This is a genomic window from Spirosoma radiotolerans (genome assembly GCF_000974425.1).
Lineage (GTDB): Bacteria > Bacteroidota > Bacteroidia > Cytophagales > Spirosomataceae > Spirosoma > Spirosoma radiotolerans.
Window position 1 is genome coordinate 5,292,013 of the sequence record NZ_CP010429.1, and the last position, 20,096, is coordinate 5,312,108.

At 50.2% G+C, this 20,096-nt stretch carries 17 protein-coding genes; 5 read left to right on the forward strand and 12 right to left on the reverse strand.

Annotated features, from left to right (window positions below; all coding sequences use genetic code 11):
* Positions 1-8: 8 nt before the first annotated feature.
* The 3 genes from SD10_RS21450 to SD10_RS21460 form a co-directional block, all read right to left on the reverse strand.
* Complete coding sequence (locus tag SD10_RS21450) at positions 9-1,292, reverse strand: AGE family epimerase/isomerase (protein ID WP_046576623.1); 1,284 nt, start codon at positions 1,290-1,292, stop codon at positions 9-11.
* Complete coding sequence (locus SD10_RS21455; RefSeq protein WP_046576624.1) at positions 1,285-2,298, reverse strand: bifunctional heptose 7-phosphate kinase/heptose 1-phosphate adenyltransferase; 1,014 nt, start codon at positions 2,296-2,298, stop codon at positions 1,285-1,287. Before SD10_RS21455 ends, SD10_RS21450 begins: the two co-directional genes overlap by 8 nt.
* A 122-nt stretch (positions 2,299-2,420) precedes the next feature.
* A complete protein-coding gene (locus SD10_RS21460) occupies positions 2,421-3,038 on the reverse strand; it encodes a class I SAM-dependent methyltransferase (RefSeq protein WP_046579946.1) in 618 nt (205 codons plus the stop codon).
* Between the two features lie 206 nt (positions 3,039-3,244).
* Between SD10_RS21460 and SD10_RS21465 the strand changes: the two genes are divergently transcribed.
* The 3 genes from SD10_RS21465 to SD10_RS21475 all read left to right on the forward strand — a co-directional run bounded on the left by SD10_RS21465 (position 3,245) and on the right by SD10_RS21475 (position 7,222).
* Positions 3,245-4,600 carry a D-arabinono-1,4-lactone oxidase gene (locus SD10_RS21465; protein WP_046576626.1) on the forward strand — a complete coding sequence of 452 codons (1,356 nt, stop codon included), beginning with the start codon at positions 3,245-3,247 and terminating at the stop codon, positions 4,598-4,600.
* Positions 4,601-5,315: 715 nt separating this feature from the next.
* On the forward strand, positions 5,316-5,999 hold the full coding sequence (locus SD10_RS21470) for a hypothetical protein (protein ID WP_046576628.1): 684 nt from the start codon (positions 5,316-5,318) through the stop codon (positions 5,997-5,999).
* A gap of 173 nt (positions 6,000-6,172) precedes the next feature.
* Positions 6,173-7,222, forward strand: coding sequence for a methyltransferase (locus tag SD10_RS21475; RefSeq protein WP_046576630.1), 1,050 nt, complete (start codon positions 6,173-6,175; stop codon positions 7,220-7,222).
* Positions 7,223-7,232: 10 nt separating this feature from the next.
* On the opposite strand, the gene SD10_RS21480 is transcribed toward SD10_RS21475, so the two are convergent.
* The 7 genes from SD10_RS21480 to SD10_RS29705 form a co-directional block, all read right to left on the reverse strand.
* A complete protein-coding gene (locus SD10_RS21480) occupies positions 7,233-7,838 on the reverse strand; it encodes a DUF1684 domain-containing protein (RefSeq protein WP_046576631.1) in 606 nt (201 codons plus the stop codon).
* A gap of 124 nt (positions 7,839-7,962) precedes the next feature.
* Entirely contained in the window at positions 7,963-10,962 is a 3,000-nt protein-coding gene (locus SD10_RS28870; protein WP_052731253.1) for a putative Ig domain-containing protein, read from the reverse strand.
* Positions 10,963-11,618: 656 nt separating this feature from the next.
* Positions 11,619-11,975, reverse strand: coding sequence for a VOC family protein (locus tag SD10_RS21490; protein ID WP_046576633.1), 357 nt, complete (start codon positions 11,973-11,975; stop codon positions 11,619-11,621).
* 4 nt (positions 11,976-11,979) lie between these two features.
* Positions 11,980-13,017: an aldo/keto reductase gene (locus tag SD10_RS21495; RefSeq protein WP_046579948.1), complete on the reverse strand. Its 1,038-nt coding sequence runs from the start codon at positions 13,015-13,017 to the stop codon at positions 11,980-11,982.
* A gap of 207 nt (positions 13,018-13,224) precedes the next feature.
* Positions 13,225-13,887: a mannitol dehydrogenase family protein gene (locus tag SD10_RS21500; protein ID WP_046576634.1), complete on the reverse strand. Its 663-nt coding sequence runs from the start codon at positions 13,885-13,887 to the stop codon at positions 13,225-13,227.
* A 214-nt stretch (positions 13,888-14,101) separates the two neighbouring features.
* Positions 14,102-14,413: a hypothetical protein gene (locus SD10_RS21505; protein ID WP_046576635.1), complete on the reverse strand. Its 312-nt coding sequence runs from the start codon at positions 14,411-14,413 to the stop codon at positions 14,102-14,104.
* A gap of 29 nt (positions 14,414-14,442) precedes the next feature.
* Entirely contained in the window at positions 14,443-14,613 is a 171-nt protein-coding gene (locus tag SD10_RS29705) for a hypothetical protein (RefSeq protein ID WP_158500587.1), read from the reverse strand.
* Positions 14,614-15,039: 426 nt separating this feature from the next.
* Between SD10_RS29705 and SD10_RS21510 the strand changes: the two genes are divergently transcribed.
* The gene (locus SD10_RS21510; protein WP_046579949.1) at positions 15,040-16,080 is read left to right on the forward strand and encodes a LacI family DNA-binding transcriptional regulator; all 1,041 of its coding nucleotides are present in this window, start codon (positions 15,040-15,042) and stop codon (positions 16,078-16,080) included.
* A gap of 82 nt (positions 16,081-16,162) precedes the next feature.
* Positions 16,163-16,378 carry a DUF4926 domain-containing protein gene (locus SD10_RS21515; RefSeq protein WP_046579952.1) on the forward strand — a complete coding sequence of 72 codons (216 nt, stop codon included), beginning with the start codon at positions 16,163-16,165 and terminating at the stop codon, positions 16,376-16,378.
* A 94-nt stretch (positions 16,379-16,472) separates the two neighbouring features.
* Here SD10_RS21515 and SD10_RS21520 read toward each other — a convergent pair whose 3' ends face one another.
* The gene (locus SD10_RS21520) at positions 16,473-17,297 is read right to left on the reverse strand and encodes a hypothetical protein (RefSeq protein WP_148562487.1); all 825 of its coding nucleotides are present in this window, start codon (positions 17,295-17,297) and stop codon (positions 16,473-16,475) included.
* A gap of 215 nt (positions 17,298-17,512) precedes the next feature.
* Positions 17,513-19,993, reverse strand: a complete 2,481-nt coding sequence (locus SD10_RS21525; protein ID WP_046576639.1) for a ribonucleoside-diphosphate reductase subunit alpha — start codon at positions 19,991-19,993, stop codon at positions 17,513-17,515.
* Positions 19,994-20,096 lie beyond the last annotated feature (103 nt).

Consider the following 20,096-nt stretch of genomic DNA (forward strand, 5'->3'; position numbering starts at 1 on the left):
CGTATCGTTTACGTCTCGATTAATCTGTCCAGTCGCCGAATCGACTGGACCATCGACCGAACGGTATGGTAGTTGATTTTCCAGGAATGGCTCATGTGCGTCCAGATTGGCACCCCCTGCCGCGTCATTAAGGGCCACCACTCCCCTACTTCGTGGTTCACCATTTTATCCAGCACGAATCGGTGCACATTCTCGTAGGCTTTCCAGTACTTTTCGTCGCCGAAGATGCGATAGGCGTCTAAAAACCCGATGAGCACTTCGGCCTGCTGCCAAAATTCCTTTTCCCGGTCGTATACGTGCCCACTGTGCGCCCCTTCGACGAATACGCCCCCAAACTCCCAGTCGACGCCATGATCAGCCGCATGCGACAAGGCTTTCTGTAATTTGTTGAAATAGGTTTCGTAGGGAATTTCGAGTACGTCGAGCGCATGAAGCAACAACCAGGCAAACTCCGCATTATGGCCATAGCTGGTGTTGTCTTCGGCTTCCCGCTTAACGCCATCTTCGGTAAAGCGATCCCAGCCCCAGATAATGTCGAATTTGATTTGGGGCGCTACCCGCCAGTCGGCCCAGAACTGCGGCACACCTGTTCCATAAACGGGATGCATAATTCGCCCAACCAATAAACTAATCACCTCCAGAAGTTTCCGGCGATGAATGGGCTGACGCGTGCATTCGTATAAACTCGTAAACGCTTCCATCAGGTGCATATGGGCATCAAGCGTTTTCCGGTTTCCGCCGGCAGCGCCTGGTCCTTTAAGCGTCCAGGCCCGGTCGAACATCTCAAAATAACCGCCATAGCAGGTATCTGATGCATATTTCTGCAGCAGATCGAATACTTTTTCGGCGTACTCGACCCCGCGCAGATCGCCCGTTGCGAGTGTATATTCGCTCAGGCAGTAAATGGCGAAACTCTGCCCATACACGATTTTCTGATCGTTCAGCACCTCACCCTTTCGGTTGGTCATCCAGTAAAATCCGCCATGTTCATTGTCCCACATGCGGGTCAGCAGATAGTCAACGCCATGCCGGGCCAGATCAGCAAGAGAAGGCTGGTCTTCAGTTTCCCCGCCATATCCCGCCCGGTGTGCCGACGAATACGTATAAATGGAGCGGGTTTGAGCAATCAATGATTTCTCGTCTTCACCCGAATCACGCCCGTGTTGATCGAAGTGCGTAATGAAGCCTCCGTTTACGTAATCGGCGGTTCGGGCTGTCCAGAACGGTAACAGCTCGGTGGTGAGGTGGGTGTGCAGTTCCTGACGGCACCGCAGTAAGGTTTCGTTAGTCATGGTTAGCATGCATGGCGTGCAACGCCAGAATTTCGGATAGGCTGGCCGTGCCCGTCTGGTTTAGTTTCTGAACGGTGACGGCAGCCGCCAGGTTAGCGATTTGCACAGCTTGTGTGGGTGCGGCTCCGGCTCCCATACAAGCGGCCCAGGTAGCGACCACGGTGTCGCCTGCGCCAACGGTATCGAGTTCGCCCCTGAGCGACAAGCCTTCCGCCCGTTGCGTTTCGCGTTGGTCCAGATAAAGCATGCCCGCCTGACCGCGCGTAATGAGCAGCGGCCCACCCGACCGTTCGCGAAAGGCGTTTCCGTGGCGAGTGCACCAATCCAGATCAGGCGATTCGGGCGCCTTGATCTGTAGAAAATTAGCCAGTTCGGTTGTGTTCACTTTCAGCGTGGCTCCCCGTACCTGAGTTCCCATATCGCGCATATCAGCCAGAAACCGGACAGTTGGAAAGCGAGCGATCAATTCGTTGAGCACGGCCATCCGGCTTTCGGTCAGGAGCGGACTGGCAAACTGCTGGTTGATCACCACCACATCCAGATCGGTCAGAGCCTCCTCCAGTCCAGTAATCAGTGTAGCGAACAGGTTGTCAGCGAGTTGGTTAGCTACCCCGAAATCAATCCGGTTCGCTTCCTGCCCATTCAAATTCGGCTTGGTGTATAAACACGTGTCCCATCCGTCAGGAACGGTATACAGGTGTCGCGTATCGACACCGAGGGTGTTCAGCAGGTAGTGCATTTCGCGGCCAAACAGATCATTGCCCACACAACCGATCACCCGGCAATTTGCTATACCAAGCGCCATCAAATTCTGCACAACATTACCTGCAGCGCCGAGGGACGCTCTGGGATGACTCCCCCAAAATACATCCCGCTTGGTTTCCAGAGAGCGTTCGCCGGTTTGGGTTTGAAGGGTAAAATAAAGATCGAGGGCAAAGTCGCCGATAACGCCCACCCGTATGGTTGAAAATCGTTGGAAGAGCGCCGTTATGTCGGAAGCAGTCATTCGTTCAGGCCTGGAGTTAGCTTGCCGTTATAAAACCAGTTCTTATGCGTTGACTACTCACTGTGGCACGGTTTGGCCTGGCCAAACCGCTGCAATTGCGAAAAAACAACTTAAAACTGTGTCTACTGCTTAATAAAATCATACGAAATCAGGCTCTTGCCGTTGGGCATTCGGTAGGTCTGCCGCCCCTCAAAACGCAACGCTGGTGTTGTATGCTGCAATAAGGTCTCTTCGGCTAGTTCATGGGCAATGGCGGCCACGGGCTGAAGCGTCGTTACGCCCGTGTTGCTCACCCAACCGCTATCGTTACTTCGCTGAAGCACAACGTTTAGCAGACCTCCCCGCCGGAGCGTTTGTCGGATGCTGGCAAACGCGCGGTCCAGATCGACGTATTCCAGAAACAAATGGCAGATAATCAGATCGACCGAGTCAGGAGGAATTGGAACGGGATCCTGATTAATATCCGCCTGCACCAGAATCAGTTCATTCAAAATAGGCTCGTATCGCTCATAGCAGACAGCCAGGTAGGCCGTATTAAGATCTATGGCATACACGGTCCGGGCCTCCACAAAGTGGACAAACCCATTGCCGGTACAGGCTCCATAAACCGCTACTGTCTGCGGATAACGCTGCTCCACTTTCTCTTTGGTAATCTCGCTCATCAACGCCAGTTGCTCAACGGTCTCGTGGTTCATATGGCGTTCATAATCAGCGTAGGGAACCTGGCTCCAGGGATTCATAGGCTTTCGTTGGTAAAGGGTACGCAGGCCACAAACCACCCAAGTGGCTTTGCGGCTGATTTTATCAGCTTTTACTGACTTGGCGACCAATTTGTTAAATTATCCACTTAGTTTAGCGTTAAACCCCTGAGACTTTTGCCGAAAGGGTTGCTGCCGAACATCAATAACGTAGCAAGGCAGACGGCAAAAGCCCTATCCCTATAACCATGGAAAAAAGAACTTTTCTCAAACTATCGTCTACTCTTTTGGCAACCCCTGTATTATCTCCGCTCGTTGGTCTGGTGGCCGACGAAAAATTGAAAAACTGGGCTGGTAATTACGAATACAGCACCGACCGGCTCTACCCGGCCAAATCAATTGGGCAGGTTCAGGAGCTTATCAAAAAATACCCAAAGGTAAAGGTGCTGGGCACACGCCACTGTTTTAACGGAATTGCAGACAGTAAAGACAATCTGCTTTCGCTTAAAGCAATGGATGACGTGGTGGCCCTGGATACAAAAGCCCATACCGTAACGGTCGATGCCAGTATGAAATACGGTCAACTGGCCCCTTACCTGGATGGGAAAGGATTTGCCCTGCATAACTTAGCGTCGTTGCCTCATATTTCTATTGCCGGTGCCTGCGCGACGGCAACACACGGGTCTGGTGTGAAAAACGGAAACCTGTCGACGGCGGTGTCTGGCATGGAAATTATCACTGCGGCAGGTGAGATACGGACATTATCCCGTGCTAAAGACGGTGATGCCTTCCGGGCCGCCGTTGTCCACCTAGGCGCGCTGGGCGTTGTAACGAAGGTCACCCTCGATATTCAGCCTACCTTTCTGATGCGCCAGTATGTCTACGAAAACCTGCCCATGGCGCAACTCAAGGATCATTTTGAGACTATTGCATCGGCAGGCTACAGCGTAAGCTTGTTCACCGACTGGCAGAAGGGCCGCATCAACGAAGTCTGGATCAAACAGCGCATCGATAAAGGGGCTAAGGTCGAACCCGCGGCTCCAACGTACTTTGGGGCTACGCTGGCTAAAAAGAATGTCCATCCCATTGTTGAGCTTTCGGCCGTGAACTGCACCGAGCAAATGGGCGTGCCCGGCCCCTGGTACGAACGTATGCCGCACTTCCGTATGGGCTTCACGCCCAGCAGCGGGAAAGAACTCCAATCCGAGTATTTCGTTCCCCGAAAAAATGCCATAGAAGCGATTCTGGCTGTTGAGCGGCTCCGTGATCAGGTCAGCCCACACCTGATGATTTCGGAACTGCGTACTATCGACGCCGATAACCTCTGGATGAGTCCCTGTTACAAGCAACCCAGTCTGGCGATTCATTTTACCTGGAAACAGGATTGGGCCGCCGTCCGGAAGGTACTACCACTGATCGAAAAAGAACTGGCCCCCTTCAGCCCAAGGCCGCACTGGGGCAAGTTATTTACGATGGCTCCTGCACAGCTTCAGTCACGCTACGAAAAGCTGCCCGCGTTCAAACAGATCGTGCAGGAATATGACCCAAAGGGTAAGTTTCGGAATGCGTTCCTGAGTACAAATCTGTATGGAATTGTGGGTTAAGTACGAGCCCGGAATTCAGTAAAAATCAGTACCAACGGTCAGCTTACTTTATACCAAACCAAGACCCGCTTTTTCGACCGTATGATCGGCAAGTTTTCTGCCGATCATACTCTATTTCCCTCTCAAAGAGTGCCCCTGAGCTTATTAGCTAAGTGTCCAGCGAACTCACCGCAAGTCGCCTACCACCAGATTTCCATTTTCCTTCTTATCGACTCCATTGAGCAGGGTTGATGCGTTTTGCCTGACTAGCCAGCTGAATGTAAGCGGCTAAAAACGCCCATAGGCAGCTCCGGCCTGATTCGGCCTCGCTCGGGCTATCCGGATAGCCCGATCAGTTTCCAATCCCAATTTAAGTTGCACCAGATGGATGCCTCGTGGCGCTAAGCAGGGCATAATGTCCGGCGAAAACCATTCTATTTTATTGTACTATACCAAGCTTAGAGGAAACGGTCTCATGAAGTTTGAACCGTAAAATAAATATGCTTTTTAATCTCCGTCTACTCTAAAAAGAGAAAAATCCAACTCTCCCCTCAGCCTCTTGCATCGATTCTATTCAATCCAGATATAATGAAAAATCAAAAATAGGACAATTTTTTAGCGAGAAACAAGGCTTTTGGTAATCTATTATATTGGAACAAAGACCATAATCCCATAAATAGAAATCAGGGGATCGTCTTTGAGCAATTCTACTTATACAACTTGAATTCTGATCATTATGAAAAAGGCATACGTATTTATATTCTCCACAATTTTTGTACTATTCTCATTAACCTCTTCCAAGGCTTCTTACCCGAAAGTTATCTGGCATGCGGGTCATGTAGAGCTTTGGGATAGAACCGATCTGGAAGGTGACTTATCCTACAACTGGGCCGCCGAAATGGTGTCCATCCGTCAGGAAGACGGCCGGGTTCGTACCTTCTCAGCCAATCAGGTGGCCCGGTTCGGATGGTTCGATTATTCACAGCACAAGCTGAGAAATTTTGTCGCGCTGGCAAATCCCGCAGATAAAGGCCTCATTAACCAGGTGTTTTATGAAGTCTGCATGGATGGTTCATTAACTGTTGTTCGTCGGCTACGCCAGTCGCACGGCTTATTGAAACGCCTGCTTAGCCATCCAACCCACGCCACGGATCAGCCCAGCTTGACGGAAAATATAGACCTCTTCGACTACTTCGTGTATGATGCCGGTCGGCTGTTGGCCCTGAATCGGTTTTATACTGACATTTACGAGCCACTCATGACGACGTTTAAGAAGGAAATACGCCAGTATGTTCAGACCCACAATATAAACGACCGTCTACTACCCGGACGCCTGCTGTTGATCGATCGCTACAATTGGTTTGTGCAGCACGATTCGAAAGCCGCTTCGGTCAAGGGCGTGGCGGATGCACCCAATTGAGCCTGTTGCTGACGCGAATGTGGTCCGTGAGGACACGGTCCACACATTTGTCAGCAATACTATCCGACAGGTGGGTCGTGTCTCCGAGCAGAAGACAACTATTTCTGCTAAACCACTAGTATCTTTGGCGTTCGCCCGAACTGGCTGCTCCGGCCAGTACATATAGAACGAATATGCTCAACACTCCTCCACTCGATTTGGCACCCATCACCCGGCATTTGCGGGCCATGTTTGGCTCTCGCTTGTTAGTAGCCGCTGTTCACCACCTCCATGTGTTTGACCAGTTAAGCGATGAGCCGCTTCCATTAGCCGAAATCAGTCATCGGCTAGGCCTTGGTGAACGCCCGGCCATGGTTCTCCTTCCGGGCCTGTGCGCTATGGAACTCCTTGATTACGACGAAGCGGGGCGGTTAGCCATTACCGAGTTGGGTCGTTACCTGACGCAGTCACAAACGCCCAACCTGACAGGCTACACGGGTTTGGAGAAAGACGATGCAGGGGTTATTGAAATGGCTGCCCGGCTTCGAAACGACGGCCCTTTAGACACAGCGGAGGGTATTTCATTTGTGAAAGAAGGGGAAGGCCCCTCGCCCATGGACGATCCCGAGCTGGCCCGCAAGTTCACGCTGGGCCTGGCCGGACGAGCCAGACACCTGTCGCCTATCGTCGCGGCAAGTATGACAAAGCGCGAAGGTCATCTACTCGATGTCGCTGGGGGTACAGGCTTTTACACCTACGAATGGTTATTGGCCAACCCCAACTCAACCGCGACTCTATTCGACCGTCCTGCTGTACTGAACGTAGCCGCCGAAATACTGGCCGAATTTAGCCGCAGTGGCCGTCCGGGAGCCAGTGGGCTGTCGGAGCGGGTAAGCTTTCTGCCGGGTGATATGTTGACCGATGAACTTCCGCAAACGGATATTTTACTAGCCGCCAGCCTCTTCCATGACTGGCCCACGCCAACCTGTCAATTGCTGGCGCATCGCTTTGCCTCGGCCCTGCGCGCGGGTGGAGAGTTGTGGGTGCACGATGCCTTCCTGAACGATACACTCGATGGGCCGCTACCCGTAACCGACTACTCCGCCCAACTTTTCTGGGGCACCAAAGGCCGCTGTTACAGCCGGGCCGAATACAGAGGCTGGCTGGCCGACGCTGGTCTGAAGCCCACGTCGGAAAACATTCCTACGCAAATGGACTATGGGCTGATCTGGGCAAAGAAATGATTGATGACGCTCAATGGTCTTTACCAAAGGTTTTCTCCCCAGCTTCAACGGGCACCGTCAGTAGGTTGTTTTTGGGCGGGATTGGACACGGATAACCTTCTTTAAAAGCGCAGTAAGGATTGTAGGCTTTGTTGAAATCCAGCGTCACACGCCCGTTCTGAATATCGCCCGTACGTAAGTCAAGGTAACGACCGCCCCCGTAGGTTTCCTGCCCCGACGTCGCGTCCTTAAAAGGCAGAAACAGATAATCGCGGTATTCCGGAATCCGAATAACATTCAAATTTCGATAAAGGGTTAACTGTTGTGGCTTACCCTGGAGCATGAACGACAGCAACGCATAGGCAACGTGTGGTCTTGTTTTACCATTGTAGGTTGGCATTTCGAAGGGTTCTGCGTTGGGTATCCGTTCTACCGTAGCCGTTACGCGATAGGTTGAGTCGGCTGCGTAAAACTGGACATACGACAAATCGGCCTCGGCGGTCAATGGTCCACCCGCGGAAGCCATAAGATCTTTTTTGTAGGTCTCGCGATGTTTGGCAAGCGCTTCAGCAAAAGGAGTTTGCCCCATGGCTACTCTGGCAAACAGACAAACCAGCAGAATCAATAAAAGACGCATACAGAATGGAGTCAGAAAGGCTAAAGCAGCCAATTTACCGGCTACTATTCTGACCAAAGATAAGAAAGGATAGTGAAGGTCAGCCGGGTAGTCTTGGGACTAATCTGGCTGACCCTCACGACTCTTACTGTTTGAGCAGTTTCAGGCTGGATATGTGTCGGCCATCGGCTTCGATCCGCAACAGATACAGCCCCGTCTTGAACTGACTCACATCAAGTTTAAGCTGGTTTGCCACCGAGGTGTAGCCTAACGGTTGTGTCAGCCCATCCATAGTGGCGACACTTACCTTTAGCTTCGCTTTCTGATACGCAGCCGGAATCGTTACCAGCGCATAATCGGCCGCGGGGTTAGGTAATAACCGCCACGCCAGCGCTTCCTCTTCAGCCGATAAGGAAGCAAGTCGGGCACCCGTATTGCAATATACCGTCGTGGTTTGGAACGGATTAGCCGCGCCAACAATCTGCAAAACAACCTGATGTGCTCCAGCCGTAGCCAGGTTGCCCGGTGCGTCATAACTAAACGCGTGTTGGCCATTATCGCCAAAAGCCGATGCCAGATCCTGCCGGTATGTAGTTGCGGTTAAGGTAGTTACCAGAGCGCCATCCCAGCTGACGTTTACCTGCACCGAAGCATTGGGGGTGCCTGCATCCCTGGCCCAGCCATATTGCCGGTTACAATCGGAGATATCGACCCAGCCCTGTGGGCTTACCAACGTTGTAGGCGCGGGCGTCGGCGTTGGTGCAGGTGTGACAGGCGTAGGCGGAGTAACAGGTGGCGTGGGGTCAGGCATGGTGGGCGTGGGCGGCACAGCGTTCCCGGCACAATTGAGGGTAAATGTACCGCCATTCAATACGTAATTGCTGTTCTGAACGCGAACCATCACACTGATATCGCTGCCAGTTTTCAGGGCATCGGGTGTATCGAAACTATATCCATGATAGCCATTGCCTTTCCCTGCCGCTACCAGATCGGCCCGAAACTGAGTAGCCGTTTGCGTCGATACAACCCGGCCACCCGTAACGACCTCAATCACCACGGGATCATTGCCCGCCGAGCTATTGTAAACCCAGCCATTCAGGCTCGAGCAGCCCTTTCCATCTACGTAGCCTTCATAATTTCCAGCCGCGGTTATCTGCCCGTCATTAACGACTAGTGTAGCTGTTGTTTCTGCAAACAGATTGCCGGGATCAGTCGCGCGAATCCGAACCGTATAGGTTCCGGCTTCGGAAGGCGTCCCACTAATTGTCAGACCCGATGCCGACAAACCCGCTGGTAAACCACTGATTGTGTACACTAGTTGTGCATTTTCGGGATCAGTAAAGGTATTGGCTGGGATCATTAGGTCGTACCGTTGATTTCGGCTTGCAACGCCCAAGTTTACCGTAGCCGCTACCGTTGGTGCCTGGTTCGAAGAGGGAGGCTGGCTGGAAGAATAGTACTGAATAACAACCGACGCCGAAGCCGAGGCTCCTGATGCATTTGTGGCGACTATTGTAGCCGTATAGTTCCCGGCATTACCGGAAGGCGTCCCAGTGAGGGTCAGGCCGGAACCCGATAAACCCGAAGGCAGGTTTTGCCAGGAATACGAGAGCGCTGAATTATTCGGATCAGAGAAATTAGCCGGTAAAGAAGTATTGACGGGACTTCCCAAGGCAAAGCTCAAGGCTGCATAAGGCGTCGTTAGTATAGGGCTCTGCGATGGTCTGTCGCCCGTTCGATGGGCCGTAAACAGTTCCGAAAACTCCCCTGTCCAGGCAGGGGAGCTGGATTTGATCCGCACTTTCACCCGGCCATCCGCCCAAGTCGGCAGCACAAAATCCAGCACGTTACCGATTTGGCTGCCGGGTACGTTACCCACCAAACCGCCCCCTTCGGTATATACATCTATGGTATACTGATTGCCGGAGTTGATGGGTGCCGTAACCATGTAAGGGAGTTGAATATGCTCACCCCCGTTGCGATTGATTGGGAATATATAACCCGCCGTAATGCTGGGCGTAGTGGCCGGCTGGCTTGGCTGGCATTGCGAAAAGAAGGCATCGGAAAGCGCCTGATTCCACCAGTCGGCGACCTGAGGATAGACCGAATCTTTGAAGTGCAGCCCATCCGACCGCCAGTCGGGGCCCGTAAAGCCATCCGTCGAGATACCCGCAAAACAGTTGTTGATTTGACCGATCAGCTGTTCCTGGGCATTGATGATGTTTTGATCGTAGTCGTGCCCATTTCCAGGAAAGTACGACACTTTGGAAATAACCCAGCTCAGTGCACCCATACCCGACTGCGACCGGCTCTTATTAATGACAGTCGTTAAATTATTGACGTAATCCCCCTGCGAACTAACATTGTTATCGGCTTCGCCCTGATGCCATAAAACCGCCCGAACGCCACTGCGTTTGATGTAATACATAAGGGCTACACCGAATGGGCGATACGGAGACGACTTATTGAACGAAGCAACGTTTTCGACACCGTTCGCGGCATCACGCCATTCCGACGAGGAAGTTGCTCCGTAGGAAGCGCCCAGGAACATGACCGGAACACCCAGGCGAGCCACAAGTCGGTCGCCCAGGCCGCCCCAGATATACATGGCACCATGCGGACCCGACTGCGCACCATTTCCGGCCTGTACCATTTGTTTAGGCAATGCGGTTTCGTCAATATTCCCCTGAGGCCAGTTATAGTAGCCAAGCACCGACACCCGATCATCCTGGGCGTTGAGGTTATTGGCATAAGGAGAGCCGTACTGGTTCGATTGACCAGCCGTAATGAAGACTTCGCCCACACCTACCCGGTCCAGTGTCCAGTTGCCCACTTCGGAGCCACCGGCCAGCGCACGAACCTGAAGACTGTACCAGCCGCCGGCCAGCGTCAGTGAACCCGAGAAAGCACCATTGCTGGCGGATCCAATGGTTGTCCAATCTACCGACTGCCCACCATTGATGGCGGTGGCTTTAACCTGAAAACTGGAAGCGGAGGTCGGGCAGTTACCCTGAATAGGAACTTGGGCCTGATTGCCATTATCGCGTTGGAAAACCATCCGGGAAAGCGGCATGGTAATCTGGGAGTAACCCAATAGAGGCAATAAAAAAAGGAGCGTAGAGATAGTACAGACGATACGGTTCATTGGAAAAAACAACCTGAAAATTAGAAAAGATTAAAATTTAGTCATCAAATGGCTGTGTTTAGAAGCTAGAGTTTAAAGGAGTCTGACGGAGATTCCGTAAAGAATTTGTCGTTTTGGTCTGATGAATTACCAGCATGTGGAGACTGGATTCTGGGAAGATATTCTACGTATGATGAAGAATACCACAAGGCTAAGGCGTAATGAAGACAATACCCATCTGTTCCCAAGGCCAAATGTTGCCTAATGAGCAGGTGTCACTTATTCGCCGATTGTGTGGAAAATTAATGTCTAGTATATAGACTTACTGTATTTCAACGCAAAAAATAGCTGAAGCTTATGTTCTGTTGAGAAGATGACTAGCAATAAGCCAAAATAGTGGCTGAAAAAGCGCTGTGGCATCAGTGCTTTTTCACCCATTCAATGTAGGCATTTGGGGCCTGACAGCGTTTAAACGCCATAAAATTACGCGCCAGCAGGCCACCAAGATGCCCTATGTTCACTGGCCGAATTTTTAATGCTATTTTAATACAAAGCAGGTAGGCCCTGGCATTAACCCGTACCAATATGGGATCAACGCCAGGGCCCTGGCAATATAGATTGAAATTTAGGCTGAACGCTTGGCCGTATGGTGCTACACGATGCCGCTATGCATCCGCCTAGTTAGTAAATTCAAGTAACTCGATACGGTTCCCAAACGGGTCGCGGAAGAAAAACCGCTGTCGCCCATCAATGTCTGACGAGTACGAAATAGCTACTCCTTTCTGCTCTAATTCGTGCTTCGCCCCGGCTAGGTCTTCGACTTCGAAGGCGGGATGCCGCAGCGACAAACTTCCTCCCGGTTCTTCCCGTAAGTGCAATTGTATACCGGCTATCTCAAACCAGATGGCTCCTCCCGGATGCTCGCCCGGAATTTCCCGAAGGTTCAGTACCTGGCTGTAAAAAGCTCGGGCCTCGGCCGTTTTCCCTTCCGGAATAGATATGAGAATGTGATCTAAGCGGGTAAACTGGATCATTGTTTCAGTAGAATCTTGGGAGTGGATTCAACGTCAAATTTTGGCGCTGGTGCCAATAGGGATATATGGTTGGCACATCGCTGGCCGTGTCCAGTTTCTTTAGCTGTTCTAGGGTCAAATTCCAGCCGACCGCATCCAGATTTTGCCGGAGTTGCTCTTCGTTGCGGGCACCAATGATGATGCTCGACACCGTTGGCCGCTGCAACAGCCAGTTGAGTGATACCTGCGCTACCGACTTGCCGGTTTCGGCGGCTACTTCCTCCAGCGCATCGGTGATGGTGTAAAAAACTTCTTCAGAAACCGCCGACTGCGGCACCGGGCTTTTGCCTTCAGACACTCGCCCTTCGGTTGGCGCGGGCTTGTTGCGGCCATATTTTCCGCCCAGACGACCACCCGCTAGTGGACTCCAGATAAACGCACCTACTTTCTGGTCGAGGCCAAGGGGCATCAGTTCCCACTCGTATTCCCGATTCACCAGCGAGTAGTAAACCTGGTGGGCTACGAACCGATTCCAGCCGTATTTTTCGGAAATAGCCAGCGATTTCATTAGATGCCAGCCCGAATAGTTCGAGCAGGCAATGTAACGAACCTTGCCGCTCTGGACAAGATCGTCCAGCGTACGTATGGTTTCTTCCAGCGGAGTAACTCCGTCGAAACCATGCATGTGGTAAATATCGATGTAGTCGGTTTTCAGGCGTTTCAAACTGCCTTCACATTGCCTGAGCAAGTGAAAGCGGGATGATCCCTGATTATTAGGGCCTTCCCCAAAGGGAAATGTAGCTTTGGTCGAGATCAGCAGATCATCGCGCTTGCCGACAATAGCCTTACCCAAAATTTCCTCCGCCAGCCCGTCCGAATAAATGTCGGCGGTATCGAACAGATTGACGCCAGCATCGAGGCACAGATTGACCAGCCGCGTGGCCTCGTCAACCTGAGTGCTGCCCCAGCCCTTAAAAAATTCGTTGCCTCCGCCAAACGTAGCCGTACCAAAACTCAATACCGGCACCTGTAGTCCTGATCCACCTAGTTGTCTGTAGTCCATAGTTAAGTCATTTCCAGCTTTTCCAGCCTGCTTTTCTGACACAACGCCGTGGCTCCGGTAAAGGTTATCTTCAGAACATGTTCTTTTCTCCTCGTGTTCCTACGGTTCATGAAGACACGAACCGCACGTCTGGTAAGTAAGGCGGACTGGTGTGAGCGGTCCGTAAAGACACGAGCCGAGGATAGGTGCCCATAAACCCACTTTGGATCAGGCCGTTGCCCCTTTGTGCAGTTCAGCGTCCTCCTCCCAGAAAGCACACAGAGTTTGTTTCAGCGAAAAGGCAAGACCATAGCAGGCAATCTGATTCCGGTAGGATCTGTAAGGAGCCACAAACTGCGGATACGACCGCAGATTCGCAGGAGCCAAAGGCGAGATAGTTAAAACAGAGAGAATATCACCCTCTTTTAGCATAGTCCAATCGGCGTCAGTAAGCTGAGGCTCATCGACCAAATAATTCTGTCCTTTATCATCGACGCCCGCTTGCAGGTAATGGCCGTAAGCCGCCAGCAAAAACGCCAGCGATGATATATCTTTCCCCTGTTTGAGCCGGTCAAGCAAAGTTGGAATGACGAATTCCTGTAGCCTAGACGCTCCATCGCGGCATAAATGGCTTAATGAATCACCCTCTACCGGTTTTGACAGGCAATTCAATAACTGGACGATTGGCTCTTCTACATCGTCGGAAAGTGCCATTGAGGCCAGTGATTTGCCCGTTGTCGTTAAAAATGTGCGCAGATACGTATTAATAGAGCCATCTCCCATAGCTTCCTGTATTGTTCGATGGCCGGCCAGAATAGCCGGATACGCCAGTACGCTATGCGACGCATTGACGAGGGGGCGCGTTGAGGCCTCCTGAGTGGTTGTAAACATACAGAATTGATGTTGCGTGTTGTTGATGTCGAATTAGCGCGTGCCTATTTTCACCATACAGGTGTTGTCCTAACGGGCTTTAGCTCGTATGTTAATGGGACGGTAATACGGGCTGAAGCCTGTAGATACGAAGGAAGACAACACAGACAGGCCGGAGAAATAGATTCTCTGGTCCTGGTGTTGTTTTCTACGCCTGAAGGTGAAAGAACGTTACTTATGCAAAAAAACTAGGCCTTTTAAACGTGCCTGCTGGCTGCCAACTGGCATCCCGACGACGCAGGGCCTGCGCGATCGTAATGATTTGATCGGCCAGTTTACCCTGCTCTTCAATGTCGGCCTGATTGTAGTTTTGTTGACGACCCGGTTCCCACTCGAACAACTCAGTTTTAGCATCATAGATACCAACGGGAACCCGTTTTGTATTTCTTGATAGGTTTTGTAAAACGGACATAGCTTCTGAATGAGTAGACGAGCCGATGTGATGATACTGTCCGTTAAGCATATATAAAACAGAAAAACGATTCATGCTGATGAAAATTAAGTGAATACAACGGCTTAGCGATTGCCAGCCAGAAAAGACCCGCCAAATGGGGTCTGGTGACGGGTCAAAGCCTCGAACACCCCAGCATGCCGATTGATAAATGTTAAAACTGACTCCCGAACCAGGCTTTTCAGGTTACCTGCCGTTACCTGGTTCGTTGTATTATGATTGTGTATGAAGTTCATCGTTTTGTTTGTTTAGCAGTCCACTCGGCCATGCCCTCTGTACATACTTGGGCAGCCCGAAGAATAGACCTGTTGGCTTGTCTGTGAATGCATTCGTCACCGATTTTCTGCGCGCTTATCCAACTCCTCTATGCTTATACTCACACTTGATAAGCCGCTCTTACTAAGCGAATTCACATTGCGACATGGTACTGATTTGTCAGCTATAAAACCCCAGCCAAATTAGTTTGGTTTAAACGTTTCAACGGTTTAGGCCTAAACCGGCGAAAGTTCTTTATATAGCGGCCTAAATTTAACGGAATAGTACAATTTTTAGTGCAATTTTATTCCTTTTCGATGAACATACGGCCCTTAGGAGCGATACCTGAACAATTCAATTGTTTAAACGATTAAATTATTTATTGACTTTTTCCTATGTTTGCTCCCATGACCAGGAAGACATCGCTGAAGGATATTGCTCAGTTAGTGGGCGTTTCAACAACGCTCGTTTCGTATGTCCTTAACAATCAGAAGATAAACCGGATCAACAAACAAGTGGCCGAGAAAATTAGGGAAGTGGCCAGATCACTGAACTATCAGCCCAACCAGATTGCCAAGAGTCTCAAGACAAATAAGACCTTCACGCTGGGCCTGGTGGTATCCGATATTTCGAATCCGTTTTCGTCGTCGCTGGCGCGTATTATTGAAGATGAAGCCGATACGTATAATTATACCGTCCTCTTTGGAAGCTCGGATGAAAAGCTTCAGAAGTCGCAAAAGCTCATTACGACCTTGCTCAACAGGCAAGTCGATGGCTTATTGATTGCGCCCCCCGAAGGCGCTGAGCCACAGCTTGCCGAGCTGCAACGACAAGGTATTCCGTTTGTCCTGATCGACCGTTATTTCCCGGACCTTAAAACCAATTATGTGGCTTTAGACAATTACGGAGCCATTTATACAGCTGTGCAGCACCTGATCGATTCGGGGTATCAGCGGATCGGGCTCATTACATTTCAGACGAGCCTAATCACGTTGCAGGATCGCAAACAGGGTTACCTATCGGCTCTTAAGGATAACCATATCCCGATTCGCAAAACGTGGGTGAAAGAATTAGGCATCGGGTCGATAGAAGCCGATGTCAGAAAGGCGGTGAGCGATCTTACCACAGGTCCAAAACCCGTCGACGCGCTTCTGTTTGCGTCCAATACCCTTGCCTTGTATGGGTTGCAGCAGCTCAACGCCTTGCACCGGAGCGTTCCTGAAGACATTGCCGTCGTCAGCATCGATCAGGCCGAAGCCTACAACCTGTTTCAAACCCCGATAACCTACATAAAACAGCCCCTGCTGGAAATGGGCCAGTTGGCAACCAAAATTCTGCTGAATGCCATCAAGAAAAATAACACCATCACGCAGGCTAATCTCGAAGGAGAATTAGTCATTCGGGATTCGACAAGAGCGATTGAGAAGGAAATAATGCTAATGAATTAAAGACTAAAGTTTACTTGATTCATAACACCAAAGACTTTCCTTGATTAACTAGTTGTTATATCAATGACTAATGAACAACTCGATGGACGAGTTGAAACTATATAATGTTGTAGCACTCACAAGAGCTATATCTGAACACAATCTCCGCCGGGGTGATATTGGTGTTTTAATTGACATCGGTCCTAACAGCCACTATATGCTGGAATTTGCAGACCGTAATGGGGTTACATATGCCATGCCTATCGTCAGTATAGAAGGATTAATAAAAGTGTATCTGCACGCCGATATGGTAGAATAATAAAGGGCAGTATCAGCAATCTATACAGACACAGATTAGGCTGAGCGTAGTCTGTGTCTATATCAAATACTTATCTAAGTAGAGATATATTATTTTACTTGACTAATACTTCAGGTGGTGATAATAAAGTAGCAGTTTGATAGCCAATATAAATTATATCCCATAGAAAATATATAAATAGTGAGCCCAGTATTAAGGAAAGAAATATACTAAACGGAGTAATCCCTCTTCTACGTACTTCACCATAGGGAATTGATAGGCTTAGAAGTAACGTTACGAAAACCATTATATCTCCAAAGTCGTATTTCCTATTTTGTTCTACTGCCTGCTGAACTCCCTTTGGTACTCCTTTTATTCGGGCATCCACGAACCAACTACCATTTGTCTTACCCGTATAAAGTATGGAAAAAGTTGCTCCGTCGTTCGCTTCTAATCCTTCGTCACCCTGAATTTGCAAATTAATACAATCAAATGTTCCAGGGACTTTCCCTCTCTGATAAACTTGAGAAAATTTCAAGTTTGGTCGTGTTGTAGCGACTAATTGTGCTTCCAATATTTGAGCAGGTGTAGTCCTTTTTAAGGAGATTGGCTTATCTTGAGAAAAGGCCATTTTACCCAAAAACTCGTTACCTGCATTCCAAAAGGTTATAGTTACAGATCGGACATTTTGAACTTCGATTGAATCATAGTATACCTTTATTTTAGAGTTTAACCGGCTTTCAGTTACAACCACATCAGAAATAACTCTATATACAGGTTTTGCTTCTTTATTAAAAGCATAAGCTAGATATATTCCCCAAGCCCCAAGTGGCAGGCCAATTATCGCAATCCAGCCCATAATGGTTGGATTGGTTATTATGTTAAACTTCGGTTGAGTAGGTATAAATTTCTTTGACGAGGATGGTATAACTTTTTCCATTCTATAGGTGAGTTAAGGTTAATAGGCTATAAAGTACAGCATAATGAATTCCATTGCAATTATTCCATAAACTGAAACAACCTTCGGTTTGCGACTCCATTACAACTTTCTGAACTATTAATATAAATAGGCGAAGCACGAAGTAAAAACTAATAAAAAACTCCCGGCCATGTTAACCACAGCCGGGAGCGCGAAAATCTCATTACACTAATTCACTAACTTCCACACATCTCACAGCCTTCCGGATCGTCCAGCGAGCAGGTCATGGCGGCATACTGCTGTTCGAGGTCCGTTACCATCGGTACGGGTTGTGGCGTCGTGTTTTGCGCGTGATCTTTGGCGTATTGCACGTAGTCGAGGGGCTTTTCGATGGCTATGGCTTCGGCCATAACCGGCTCCAGCTGGGGTTCGGCTTGTGGCTGAACGACCGTGAACTTCACCGCGTCGGAAGCCGCTTTCGTGCGGAGGTAATACATACCCGTTTTCAAACCTGCTTTCCAGGCGTAGAAGTGCATAGACGTCAGTTTGCCGAAGTTCGAATCCTGAATGTGGATGTTCAGCGACTGCGACTGACAGATGTAGGCACCCCGGTCGGCGGCCATGTCGATGATGTGCTTCTGCTTAATCTCCCAAACCGTCTTATAGAGGTCTTTGATGTTCTGCGGGATGTTCGGAATCGCCTGGATCGAGCCGTTGGCCAGAATCAGGTTGTTCTTCATGGCATCGTTCCAAAGGCCCAGTTTGACGAGATCTTTGAGCAGGTGTTTGTTCACCACGACAAACTCGCCCGACAACACGCGACGGGTATAAATGTTGCTCGTGTACGGCTCGAAACACTCGTTGTTACCCAGAATCTGCGAGGTCGACGCCGTTGGCATCGGAGCCAGCAACAGCGAGTTCCGAACGCCGTGTTCTACGACATCCTTCCGCAGGCTTTCCCAATCCCAGCGGCCTGATTTTGGTTTTACACCCCACATATCGAACTGGAAGATCCCTTCTGAGATCGGCGACCCTTTCCAGGTTTCATAAGGACCAGATTCTTTGGCCTGCTCCATCGACGACGTCATGGCCCCAAAGTAAATGGTCTCGAAAATATCTTCGTTCAGGCGACGCGCTTCCTCCGATTCAAACGGCATCCGCAGCATGATGAACGCATCGGCAAGACCCTGCACACCCAGTCCGATTGGCCGATGGCGCATGTTGCTCCGACGGGCTTCCTCGACCGGGTAATAGTTGATGTCGATGATCTTGTTGAGGTTGCGGGTAGCGGTCCGGGTCACCTCATACAGTTTCTGGTGATCGAAACGCATGATTCCATCCGGATCGCGCTTGATAAACTTCGGCAACGCAATGGAGGCCAGGTTACAAACCGCTATTTCGTCGGGCGCCGTGTACTCGATGATTTCGGTACAGAGGTTCGATGACTTGATGGTACCGAGGTTTTTCTGGTTCGACTTTTTGTTGGCCGCATCCTTATACAGCATGTAGGGCGTGCCGGTTTCGGTTTGCGATTCCAGAATTTTGAACCACAACTCCTGCGCCTTTATCGTCCGGCGGGCACGGCCTTCGCGTTCGTAGCGCGTATACAACGCTTCAAACTCATCGCCGTAGCAGTCGGCCAGACCGGGGCACTCGTGGGGGCAGAACAACGACCAGACATCGTCATCTTCCACCCGCTTCATGAACAGATCCGGCGTCCAGAGGGCGTAGAACAAATCGCGGGCACGTCCTTCCTCTTTACCGGAGTTCTTTTTCAGATCCAGGAAATCGAATACATCAGCGTGCCAGGGCTCCAGATAGATCGCAAACGAGCCTTTCCGCTTACCACCACCCTGATCTACGTAGCGAGCCGTGTCATTGAAAACACGCAGCATCGGTACAATCCCATTGGAGGTTCCGTTGGTGCCTTTGATGTAGGTACCCGTCGCCCGAACGTTATGGATGCTCAGGCCAATTCCGCCCGCCGACTGCGAAATCTTGGCGGTTTGTTTCAGCGTGTCGTAAATACCGTCGATGGAGTCGTCCTTCATCGTCAGCAGGAAACAGCTCGACATTTGTGGTTTTGGCGTTCCGGCATTGAACAGGGTCGGCGTTGCGTGCGTAAACCACTTTTCGGAGAGCAGGTGGTACGTCTCAATGGCCGCATCGATATCTTCCTGGTGAATCCCGACGGCTACGCGCATGAGCATGTGCTGCGGACGTTCGGCAATCCGGCCGTCCAGCTTCAGCAAATATGACTTTTCGAGTGTTTTGTACCCGAAATAATCATAGCCGTAATCCCGGTCGTAAATGATCGTCGAATCCAGCAGGGCTGCATGCTGACGCACAACGTCATACACCTCTTTGGAAATCAGCGAGGCATTTTCACCGGTTTTGGGGTCTTCGTACTGGTAGAGTTTTTTAATCGTTCCCGAAAATGACTTATTGGTCTCCTTGTGCAGGTTCGAGATAGCGACCCGGGCAGCCAGAATAGCATAATCCGGGTGCTTTGTCGTCATCGACGCGGCTGTTTCGGCAGCCAGGTTGTCGAGTTCAGTGGTTTTAACTCCGTCGTAGAGACCACTAACGACCTTTACAGCTACCTCTACAGGCTGTACATAAGCGGGGTCGAGGCCATAACATAGTTTCTCGATCCGAGCGGTGATTTTGTCGAACTTTACCGACTCCCGGCGGCCATCGCGTTTAACTACAAACATGAGCGTTTGGGTTAGTTTTAATGTATAAAAAAGATGACTAATTCAATTTAAGATAGACTTATACTACGTTCAGATTCAACGGTAAAGTATTCTTGCCTTTCTG

Bases quoted from the DNA above. Each gene is read 5' to 3' on its own strand.
- SD10_RS21470 (WP_046576628.1), top strand. From the start codon at position 5,316: ATGAAAAAGGCATACGTATTTATATTCTCCACAATTTTTGTACTATTC.
- SD10_RS21475 (WP_046576630.1), top strand. From the start codon at position 6,173: ATGCTCAACACTCCTCCACTCGATTTGGCACCCATCACCCGGCATTTG.
- SD10_RS21515 (WP_046579952.1), top strand. From the start codon at position 16,163: ATGGACGAGTTGAAACTATATAATGTTGTAGCACTCACAAGAGCTATA.
- SD10_RS21455 (WP_046576624.1), bottom strand. From the start codon at position 2,298: ATGACTGCTTCCGACATAACGGCGCTCTTCCAACGATTTTCAACCATA.
- SD10_RS21490 (WP_046576633.1), bottom strand. From the start codon at position 11,975: ATGATCCAGTTTACCCGCTTAGATCACATTCTCATATCTATTCCGGAA.
- SD10_RS29705 (WP_158500587.1), bottom strand. From the start codon at position 14,613: ATGAACTTCATACACAATCATAATACAACGAACCAGGTAACGGCAGGT.
- SD10_RS21510 (WP_046579949.1), top strand. From the start codon at position 15,040: ATGACCAGGAAGACATCGCTGAAGGATATTGCTCAGTTAGTGGGCGTT.
- SD10_RS21500 (WP_046576634.1), bottom strand. From the start codon at position 13,887: ATGTTTACAACCACTCAGGAGGCCTCAACGCGCCCCCTCGTCAATGCG.
- SD10_RS21495 (WP_046579948.1), bottom strand. From the start codon at position 13,017: ATGGACTACAGACAACTAGGTGGATCAGGACTACAGGTGCCGGTATTG.
- SD10_RS21465 (WP_046576626.1), top strand. From the start codon at position 3,245: ATGGAAAAAAGAACTTTTCTCAAACTATCGTCTACTCTTTTGGCAACC.
- SD10_RS21505 (WP_046576635.1), bottom strand. From the start codon at position 14,413: ATGAATCGTTTTTCTGTTTTATATATGCTTAACGGACAGTATCATCAC.
- SD10_RS21480 (WP_046576631.1), bottom strand. From the start codon at position 7,838: ATGCGTCTTTTATTGATTCTGCTGGTTTGTCTGTTTGCCAGAGTAGCC.
- SD10_RS21460 (WP_046579946.1), bottom strand. From the start codon at position 3,038: ATGAATCCCTGGAGCCAGGTTCCCTACGCTGATTATGAACGCCATATG.
- SD10_RS21525 (WP_046576639.1), bottom strand. From the start codon at position 19,993: ATGTTTGTAGTTAAACGCGATGGCCGCCGGGAGTCGGTAAAGTTCGAC.
- SD10_RS28870 (WP_052731253.1), bottom strand. From the start codon at position 10,962: ATGAACCGTATCGTCTGTACTATCTCTACGCTCCTTTTTTTATTGCCT.
- SD10_RS21450 (WP_046576623.1), bottom strand. From the start codon at position 1,292: ATGACTAACGAAACCTTACTGCGGTGCCGTCAGGAACTGCACACCCAC.
- SD10_RS21520 (WP_148562487.1), bottom strand. From the start codon at position 17,297: ATGGAAAAAGTTATACCATCCTCGTCAAAGAAATTTATACCTACTCAA.